This window comes from Candidatus Cloacimonadota bacterium (genome assembly GCA_028706475.1).
GTDB lineage: Bacteria > Cloacimonadota > Cloacimonadia > Cloacimonadales > Cloacimonadaceae > UBA5456.
Genome location: JAQWBI010000051.1, coordinates 1 through 9,600 on the forward strand (window position 1 = coordinate 1; position 9,600 = coordinate 9,600).

General features: G+C 46.2%; 9 protein-coding genes. 5 read left to right on the plus strand and 4 right to left on the minus strand.

Translation table 11 applies throughout. The features are described 5' to 3' along the window. Positions 1–325 precede the first annotated feature (325 nt). The 5 genes from PHF32_07755 to wecB are packed head-to-tail and all read left to right on the plus strand — an operon-like array spanning position 326 to position 4,180. On the plus strand, positions 326–649 hold the full coding sequence (locus tag PHF32_07755) for a YbaB/EbfC family nucleoid-associated protein (GenBank protein ID MDD4560610.1): 324 nt from the start codon (positions 326–328) through the stop codon (positions 647–649). Positions 650–651: 2 nt separating this feature from the next. Continuing rightward, positions 652–1,248 (plus strand): recombination mediator RecR, encoded by a 597-nt coding sequence (recR, locus tag PHF32_07760; GenBank protein MDD4560611.1) that lies wholly within the window; start codon positions 652–654, stop codon positions 1,246–1,248. A 1-nt stretch (position 1,249) separates the two neighbouring features. Continuing rightward, on the plus strand, positions 1,250–1,834 hold the full coding sequence (locus PHF32_07765; GenBank protein MDD4560612.1) for a riboflavin synthase: 585 nt from the start codon (positions 1,250–1,252) through the stop codon (positions 1,832–1,834). Continuing rightward, complete coding sequence (locus tag PHF32_07770; protein MDD4560613.1) at positions 1,831–3,111, plus strand: Ig-like domain-containing protein; 1,281 nt, start codon at positions 1,831–1,833, stop codon at positions 3,109–3,111. The genes PHF32_07765 and PHF32_07770 overlap by 4 nt, the downstream gene beginning before the upstream one ends. A 10-nt stretch (positions 3,112–3,121) precedes the next feature. Beyond that, positions 3,122–4,180: a UDP-N-acetylglucosamine 2-epimerase (non-hydrolyzing) gene (gene wecB, locus PHF32_07775; protein ID MDD4560614.1), complete on the plus strand. Its 1,059-nt coding sequence runs from the start codon at positions 3,122–3,124 to the stop codon at positions 4,178–4,180. A 17-nt stretch (positions 4,181–4,197) separates the two neighbouring features. Here the strand turns inward: wecB and PHF32_07780 are convergent, their stop codons facing one another. The 4 genes from PHF32_07780 to PHF32_07795 are packed head-to-tail and all read right to left on the minus strand — an operon-like array spanning position 4,198 to position 8,925. Further along, on the minus strand, positions 4,198–4,857 hold the full coding sequence (locus PHF32_07780) for an ABC transporter ATP-binding protein (protein ID MDD4560615.1): 660 nt from the start codon (positions 4,855–4,857) through the stop codon (positions 4,198–4,200). A 10-nt stretch (positions 4,858–4,867) separates the two neighbouring features. Then, the gene (locus tag PHF32_07785; protein MDD4560616.1) at positions 4,868–7,273 is read right to left on the minus strand and encodes an ABC transporter permease; all 2,406 of its coding nucleotides are present in this window, start codon (positions 7,271–7,273) and stop codon (positions 4,868–4,870) included. Beyond that, positions 7,270–8,526, minus strand: coding sequence for an HlyD family efflux transporter periplasmic adaptor subunit (locus PHF32_07790; protein ID MDD4560617.1), 1,257 nt, complete (start codon positions 8,524–8,526; stop codon positions 7,270–7,272). The genes PHF32_07785 and PHF32_07790 overlap by 4 nt, the downstream gene beginning before the upstream one ends. A 15-nt stretch (positions 8,527–8,541) precedes the next feature. Then, complete coding sequence (locus PHF32_07795) at positions 8,542–8,925, minus strand: hypothetical protein (protein MDD4560618.1); 384 nt, start codon at positions 8,923–8,925, stop codon at positions 8,542–8,544. Positions 8,926–9,600 lie beyond the last annotated feature (675 nt).

Consider the following 9,600-nt stretch of genomic DNA (forward strand, 5'->3'; position numbering starts at 1 on the left):
GAAGGTTATGGTTTGCTTTTCCATGTTTAGCTCCTGTGTTGTTATAGAGACAATATAACCTACGCATCTGATTTGTCAAGTATTATTTATCTATACTTTTTGTCCACTTCTATGTGCAACGGTCTTAGGAGAAGATAAAAATGCTTCAAAAAATCCCCTAGGTCGTTGTGGCAATATGGAGATTACCACACCAAGCTTGACATGACACTAGCTAGAGTCAACTATGGGATTCTGTATCCTGACCACGAAAGCGCTTGACTAATTTCCCTCTGCTTTAAATTTTGTGATATCATGGAAAAGTAGAATAAATTATAAGGAGTTCCCCATGTTACCAGGCGGAAAGAATATGAATCAATTGATGAAGCAAGCTCAGAAGATGCAGCAAGAGATGATGAAATCCCAACAAGAACTGGAGAGCAAAGTATTTGAGGCATCTGCTGGCGGTGGAATGGTAAAAGTAGGCATGACCGGATCTTACGAGGTCAAGAGCATCAAGATAGATCCCGAAGCTGTTGATCCGGATGATGTGGAAATGTTGGAAGACCTCATCCTGGCAGCTCTGCAGGAAGCTCATAAACAAGTGGCGGAAGCCAGCAGTGACATCATGGGTAAATTAACCGGTGGGGTGAAGATACCCGGCCTCTTTTAGCGATGTATATCAGCGAAAATCTGGAAAAACTGGTCGAGAGTCTGGCACGTTTTCCAGGAATCGGGAAAAAGACCGCTCAGCGATTAGCCTGGCACTTACTTAGTGAGGACAAGAGTTTCGCAAGGGAGTTGGCCGAGATCATAACAACTACTATGGAATCATTCAAGCCCTGTTCTGATTGCCTGATGCTTTCAGAAAGCGATCCCTGCCCCATTTGCTCCGCAGTAGATAGAAGCCATGAGAGTCTCTGCATAGTAGAACAAAGCGCCGATATCCAGATTATCGAAAAGATGAATGAGTATCACGGACTCTATTTTGTATTGGGTCACCTGCTTTCTCCCATCGACGGCTACGGACCGCGAGAGATCAACGCCGATATCCTGACACAACGTGTAGCAAGGCTGAAGCCAAAAGAGATCATCCTGGCGCTAAAACCTTCCGCAGAAGGCGAAGCCACCATCCATTTCGTGTGGGAGATGTTCAAAGACCACCCCATCACCATCACCCGGCTCTCCACCGGGCTGCCCTTTGGAGGAGACCTGGAATATAGCAGCAGCAATACTCTACGCAGCGCTTGGGACCGAAGATTCAAGGTGTGAGATGTTTACAGGAATCATTGAAGCCACGTCCCCCATCATAAGCATCACCAGAGATGCGGGAAGTCAGTATCTGCGCATAAAACGTCCGCAAAGCTTTGAAGATATAAAGATCAGCTCTTCAATAGCCTGCAATGGCATCTGCCTCACTGTGCTAGAGCTGGACAGAGGTTCTTTCACAGTTCAGGTTATGAACGAAACTGTAGAAAAAAGCAGTGCCGGAACATGGCGCAATGGCGACATTCTGAATCTGGAACGAGCCTTAAAACTGGGCGACCGGCTGGATGGACATTGGGTGATGGGTCATATCGACAGAGCAGTAAAATATCTGCGCATGGAACAGCGGGGAAACACCTCATACTATCATTACGAACTGCATCCAGCGGACAGACAACTGCTGATACCGCAGGGATCTGTGGCAATCAATGGCGTAAGCTTGACTGTCGCATGGTTAGGAAAGAGGGAGTTTAGCATAGCCTTGATCGAACATAGCAAGCAAAACAGCAACCTACCCTTGCTTAAGCCAGGTGAGTATGTGAATGTGGAATATGATGCCCTGGGCAAGTACATTTTAAGGAAGGATCTATGAAACAGCTCTATCTGGTTATATTTGTGGTGGCAATGCTGCTGATCAGTGCTTGCGGCAGCAAAAAGAGTCCCACCGGAGGGCCTGAAGATACGGAAAAGCCAGGCCTTTTGTCCTCTCTTCCAGCAGAATATGGAGATATCTCATCCGGTGTGATTGAGATCGATTTTAGCAAAGCTATGGACAAAAGTAGCCTCAACAATTCGGTGTTCTTTTATCCTCCAATTACCAATCGTCACATCAGTATGACCCGCGCCACTATGCGCATCGAGATACGGGAGAAATTGCTAAAGGATACATATTATTACGTGAGCCTAAGCAATAGGCTGAAAGACCTGCGCGGCAATGAATTGGATAGGCCATATACTTTAATATTCAAGAGTGGCAATCCCGTCTCAGCCAGCCTCTCCGGACTCATCAATTATGAAAGAGATGAAGACCGGAGTGCAAAGATAAAAGTCTCGGTATTTTCTGCAGATTCGCTATTGGTAATGATGGACGAATTGAGCGGAAGCAGCTACCAATTGCCAGTATTGAATCCTGCGGAATATCGTTTGCGCGCATACATCGACAAAAACCTGAACGGACGTTATGACACCTCTGTAGAGCCATTCTTTGAGGATATCGCAACAGTGGATGAACGCAGCAGCATGGATTTAGAAATGGTGTATGAAGACACTACCTTAGCTCAGATCAAGCGCATCAGACAGATTTCTCCCCATGAATTGGAAATTGAACTTAGCGAAGAGATTAGCTCGTTTGAATATATTGAGGTAACGGAGAAAGATACAGATAGAGAATTGACGGTAATTCGGCGCTATTTAGCAGGTAACATGATCCATGTACTTACCTCAAAACCGGATAGCACAGATTATAGAGTTCAAGTACGAAATCTGAAAGATATGAAAGGCAACATCACTCCCGTAAGCGCAATCAGCTTTATCCCCAAGGAGTTTAGCGATACTGTCCCACCCAGAGTACTGGCGATTTCTCCTCGTAACGGTGCTACGGTAAACGATCTGCAGCCTCGCATCGAGCTTATTTTTTCCGAGATTATCCTGCCGAAGGACCTGCATGCGAAACTGATCGCTTCAGACAGTAAACAAGAAGTAGCCCTGACCATAGAGAGCATAAACGGACGAAAGCTCAGCTTGACACCGGAAACAGAATTGACAAACTACCGCTCTTATCATCTTGTGGTCGAAGAAAAGACGCAAGACTACAGTGGAAATAAGATGGAATCCAAATGGGAATCGCAATTCCTGCCCATCAAACGATAATGGAGATATGATGAAGATAATCCAGATAGTAGGCGCAAGACCCCAATTTGTAAAACTGGCACCGCTATCCCGCGTGATTCGCACCGCTGGACACGAAGAATTGATCATCCACAGCGGACAACATTATGATATTCAGATGAACGAAGTGTTTTTCAGAGATATGGAGATACCCGCTCCGGACTTCAACCTAAGCGTGGGGTCAGGCACCCAGGGTGTACAGACCGGAGAAATCCTGGCTTTGGTAGAGCCGATCCTGGAGAAGCAAAAGCCAGACATGGTGATCGTCTATGGCGATACCAATACTACCCTGGCAGGAGCGTTGGCAGCAGTAAAACTGGGCATCAAAACCGCACATGTGGAAGCCTGCCTCAGAAGCTTTAACCGCAGTATGCCGGAAGAAATCAACCGCATTGCCACCGATCATATTTGCGATCTGCTGTTGGCACCTACTCAGAAAGCGATGGAGAATGCAGCCAGAGAAGGCTTGAGCGAGAACTGCCGCCTGGTAGGTGATATCATGGTGGATTCGTTGGCTTTGGGGATTGCCAAAGCCCGGCGGGAATCAAAAGTGATGCAAGAACTGAAACTTTCAGATAATGAACCATACTTCCTTTTGACCCTGCACCGACCTTACAATGTGGATGATCCAATGAAGTTGCAGCACATCCTTAGCTCTCTGGATACGCTTGATACCAGAATCATCTTCCCGGTGCATCCCCGCACGCGTAAAATCCTACAAAACCTTTCAAACAGACAGTTTAATAACATCCATTTCATAGCTCCTCAAGCTTATCTGGATTTCCTGATGCTGATGGACAATTGTGGCATGATGCTCTCCGATAGCGGCGGCATCCAAAAAGAAGCATACATTCTGAAGAAGCGTTGCGTAACCCTGCGCCCAGAAACTGAATGGGTGGAAACGGTACAAAGCGGATGGAATCTGTTATTACCTCCGGAAGAAAGCAGCTTCCCAAGCGCAATATCAAGCTTCACCAAACCCGATGCCCATCCCGATATTTTTGGCCAAAACGTGGCTCAGCGAATATTGGAAGAGCTGGTGAAGGGATAGTATCAGTCTATTACGGACTACACAATCATACCATCGTTCAGATGGATGATCTGGTCGGCAAACGTGGCATAATGATCGTCGTGAGTAACCATCACGATGGTACGGCCAGAAGTGTGTAAGTCCTTTAACAACCGCATTACTTCCTCACCATTACGGCTGTCCAGATTACCAGTCGGTTCATCGGCAAGGATCAATTCTGGATTGTTGATCACACAACGTGCAAGGCTCACTCTCTGTTGCTGTCCACCCGAAAGCTGATGCGGGAAGTGATCTTTTCTGGCTTCCACCCCCAATTGTCCCAGTATTGACATCACACGTTCCTTCCGGGAAGAGGTGTTCACTTTCTGGTACAAAAGGGGTAGTTCCACGTTCTCAAACACGGTGAGTGAACTGATCAAGTTAAACTTCTGAAAGAGGAAGCCGATGGTTTTGCGACGTAATCTGTTGCGCTCATTTTCGCTCATCGTGGAAGCATTTTTACCGGTGAAGCTATACTCTCCCCTGCTGGCTCTATCCATCAAACCCAATATGTTCAGTAGAGTGGTTTTGCCACAGCCGGAAGGACCTTTGATGGCAATGAAGCTGCCCTTTTCGATGGTAAGATTCAGATCATTCAAAGCGGTGGTTTCTACTGTATCGGTACGGTAAATCTTACTTAGGTTAGTTAGTTTTATCACTGTTATCTCCTTAATCTGCTTGCAAATAGCGGGTGGGATCGGCTTTGTAAGCCATAAAGATGTTCAAAGAAAGAGGAACAAACACAATCGGGATCATAATCAAGATCGCTGCTGGATAGCCCATCATGCTTGCGCTGTTATCCAGTGCGAGCTTATCTATATACAACCGGATCAGGTTGGACGCCAGATACAAGCCCGGAAGCGCTGAAGCGATATAGAGATAGAGGTAACTACGAAAATAGAGCTTTTGCAGATCACTCATCTCTGCCCCACAGATTTTGCGAATGCTGATGTCCTTCATCTGTGCATGTATACTCTGCGCACTGACCGCGTAAACTCCCATCACTGCGATCAGAACCACGAAGATCGCCATAAACATACTGATGTTTTTGTAGATCAGATCCTGCTCGTAGAAGCCAGCTTGGGACAGTTCGACTTCCTGAGAGGAATAACCAAAGACTCCGCTGCTGGCGGTTTCCGCAAAGATATGCTCCAGTCCGGATAACACCTCCTGTTTCATGCCTTCCCGCCAAGTGATCTGATGGTACTTAATCACATAAGGTTTCAGGATCGTGATCAGGGGGATCATCTCCTGGTATGGCGGAAACCACCAGCAATCCTCAGCTACTGCCACCACTTCGTACCAGTTGGATTCGTCGAGATCATCTCCCTCACGCAGCCTGCTTCCCACTGGATTTACCAGATACTTGTCCGCAAAGCTTTGGTTTACAACCACCTGCGTATCCGTTGCAGTGTCCGGGATCTGTCCGGATACCAGTTTGATCCCTCGGGTTTCAAAGAAATCCGGTGTACAGCTACTCAAATAGGAACGGATTGGAGTATTTCCCTCGGCATCCTGCAAGTAGATTGGTACTTCATGAAATCCGTTTTGATTGTCCAAGCTTTCACTTATGAGGTTGAAATTACTTACACTTTCCTTGAGTACTCCAGGCAGTTCCCGAATTCTTTGCCTGATCACTCTTGCATCACTGTAGCCCGATCTACCTTCATCCATGATAGAGATAAACTTGTATTGCACTGTGTTCTGATGATCCCAGCCCCAATCCAAACCGCGTACAAAGCTGTAATGTAGATACATCGAAACCGCCACGGCAATTAGGGCAAAACTGATCGTCATCTGCACAAAGAGCAGCACGGTAATGCCTCTGTTCCTGTGAACACCTTGCCAGGTATTTTGATCCAGCTTGATGCGAGAATGACGCCAACTCATCAATATACCAGAGACTAAAGCTAAAACGAGGAAGATCAAAGCACTGTAAACTGAGTATGGTAAATCTACCATGCTATATCTACTTACATCCACTTTAACCAAATCTTCGAATATGCCCATAGTTGCACTATAAAGAATGATTCCAATCAACAGTGCCAGACCGATATAGATGCCATATTCACATATTAACTGGCCAAAGATCTCAGCTCTACCGGCACCGACTGCGCGCCTAAAATAGAATTCGTCGCTGCGTTTCTTCCAGGATAGACCTATGATGATCAGGAAATTGACCATAGCCGAGATAATCAACAAACCTGCCAACACGAGTATCGATACGATGTTCAGTATCGGCATTGTGGGTGCATCGTCTTTTAGGTTGGGCATAAAGTGAATCTGGCGGATGGGATCCAGATGAACTTGAATTGTGCCGCTTTGACCGATCAAGTTGCGGTATTGCTCCAGCACTTCATTCAGCCTTCGTTCTACAGCCTTCGTTTCCTCCGGATGCGCTATTCTTACGCGCACATGCCCAGTGATATACCAATCCTCCTCACTTGTGGGAGCAGCTTCGGTATCTTCTGGCCATAGTATGTAATGATCATGCTTCAGATGAAGGTTATCTCTTAAATCCGCGAAGACTCCGCTGATATGATACTTTGGGATATCTCCCACGTAAATCTGCTTGCCAACCGGATTGATGTTTCCAAAAAAGCTCTGAGCAAAGCTCTCGCTGATCAGTATCCCACTTCGATCACTGAGTAGGGAATCAGGATTACCATACTTAATTTCCATCTGATAGTGCTTGGGAAAAATCTCTGAAACATAAGTAAGTGCTGGCATCTGGAATGGTTTGTCATCACAGCGGAGATTGAGTGCAACAACGCTGGGCCAATATACAATGTGCTCCAGCACTTCTGGGATATCATCAAGTAACATCGCAGCAGGCGGAATAAAGAATGACGCAGTGGCAAGCTCCCCAAATTCCGGATGCAGATCACTAAAACGCAGCCGGTACCACTCTCCTTGATTCTCAACATTTTGATCGTAATCCAGGTAATACAAAGTATATGAAATCAAATGACCCGCAGCAGCAAGACCGAGAGCGAGGCCCAATATGGCGATCGCGAAGCTGAACTTCTGTCGGATGATTTGGCGGAAGGAGAGCTTGATGTGCTTTAATATCATTTGGCCTCCTTGATCCGGACTAGTTCCTTGTCTTTCATGGTCTTATAGGATGATGTGATCACTCTTTCGCCTGCGGATAAACCGCCCAATATCTCCACTTCGCGGATATTTCGGAAACCCATACTTACATAGCGGCGTTCTGCTATCTTTCCATCTTCGCCCAGTACATATACCCAGTGCCCTCCCCCATCACTTAGATATTGCCCTTGAGGCAGATACAGCACATCTTCCAGGCTTTCAGTGATTATCTCGAGGGCTACCGACTGTCCGGATTTCATGCCATTGGGAAGCTTCCCAGTGATATCCACTTGGACCTTGTCGTTTACCAAACGGGGATGCACTTTGGATACGGTGAGCAGAATGTCCTCGCCATCGTAGCGGATTCTGGCTTGCGAGCCCTCCGACAGTCTGCCCAAATAGTATTGATCCACGCTTCCTTTCAGATAATAGCGGCTGTCATCTTCAATTACGGCCAGCAGGCTTCCCGTAGCGATGATCTGTCCTAGCTTCAAATCCATCTCGGTGATCTGACCGCTCATTGGAGCCTTCACATCCAGTTCATTGATACGATTGCGAATCTGCTGCAGACTAAGTTGCAGTTGTTTCACGGCACTATCCAATTGTACAAGTTGCTGTTCTCTGAACAGTGAATCCGTACGTGCTTCTTCCACCAGATATCTATATCTGGTATCTGCAATTTGGAAGTCTTCTTCCGCCAAAAGAAACTCTTCTTCGGAGATAAATCCCTGGCTTCTTAGCTGATTCTTTTGTTCATACATACGTTGTTCTCTGACCAGGCTGTTGCGGGCTTCAGCTACTTTCAACCGCTGACTCAACAGGCTTTGATTGTTCAGAATGCGGGCATTGTTGAGGTTGTTTACCTGATCCGTCACTGCTGCTTCTTGCGCCAGAAGATTAAGCTTTAGATCATCATTACTCAGTCGCAGGATTGTTTGCCCTCTTTCCACATAGTCTCCAGGCTGAAAGAATGTAGCCTCTATTCTACCTCCTGTCATTGCTTCCACCCTGTATGAGCTAAGCGGCGTCACTACTGCCTCTGCAATGAAAGAACCCTCCATCTTACCTCGTTGTACTATCGCAGTAACAATGTCTTTCTTGTGAACAACGGCAACCTTAAGGTGATGATCAAGCCACAGTTTCCCCAGCACCAGCACGACAATCAGTATAAAAATATAGGGAACTACTCTAAGCCGTTTGCGTAGTCGTTCCTTTAGCGGAATTTCTCTATCCATCAATTCCTCCCACTTCTAATAGGCACAAAGCTCAACTTTCATGCGCATGGGATATTCAAAGAACACCGCATAACTGTATTCTCCAGCAACGAATGGATGCAGGTCTTCATACAGAATTGTGATGTTCCGGGCACGCAATTCTTCGGTAATTGTATCCCCCATTTCCTTGGAGGCAGCATGGAAAGCCAGGTGATTCAAACCGCTGTGACAGTGATAGTACTGCGGAGTCCGGTACTTCTCCTCAGTTTGCACAAAAACAATGTATGTATCTCCTTTCTGATAACTGACCCCTGCATCCCATTCCTGATACTTTACATATCCCAAGTGTCCCCAAAAACAGCCCCAGAACTCTTTTGTGGCATCTAGATCGTCCACATAGATTTCTACATGATGCATCAGCCCCGCCTTAGTCATCTTTCTAATGCTTCTTGCGGTTGAGTGCAAGCCCGCCAAAACCACCGATTACTTCCATATAAAATCCTAAATCAAAGCTCATTATTAGGTTCATACATCCGAATTCCATCGCTGAATATGCTTAATACTAAACTGAGGGGTGCAATCCAGCCATGCCATATCCCGTGCAATATACTGGCTCTATTTCCTTATTCTTTGAATTGATCGGATCCAGCGCAAACGCTGAGCAGGAACATGGTAACTAACAGTGCAATCAACAATGCTTTCCATATGGGCAACTCCTATATTTTTCAGCTTTAGTCATTTGTAGTAACAGAGTCATTTGGGTCAAGGTTTTTCTGTAATAGTAGAATGGTTAGAGTGTTTAGAGTGTTTAGAGTGTTTAGAGTGTTTAGAAGGTTATTAGTTGTAGCACTACATAGATTCTATAAAACACGCTAAACGCTATAGTGGGTAGAATTAAGCGGGATGAATGGAGATATAGATGGGGAATATCAGTATAATCGCGCAGCATTTATGTGGGGTAGTTCGGGGTCTCCGTTGGAATGCGCAGCAATTATATGGGGAGAAGGAAAGGCGTTAGCGATGGCGACGACCTACTCTCCCACACAGTTGCCCATGCAGTACCATCGGCGCAGACGAGCTTAACTGCTGTGTTCG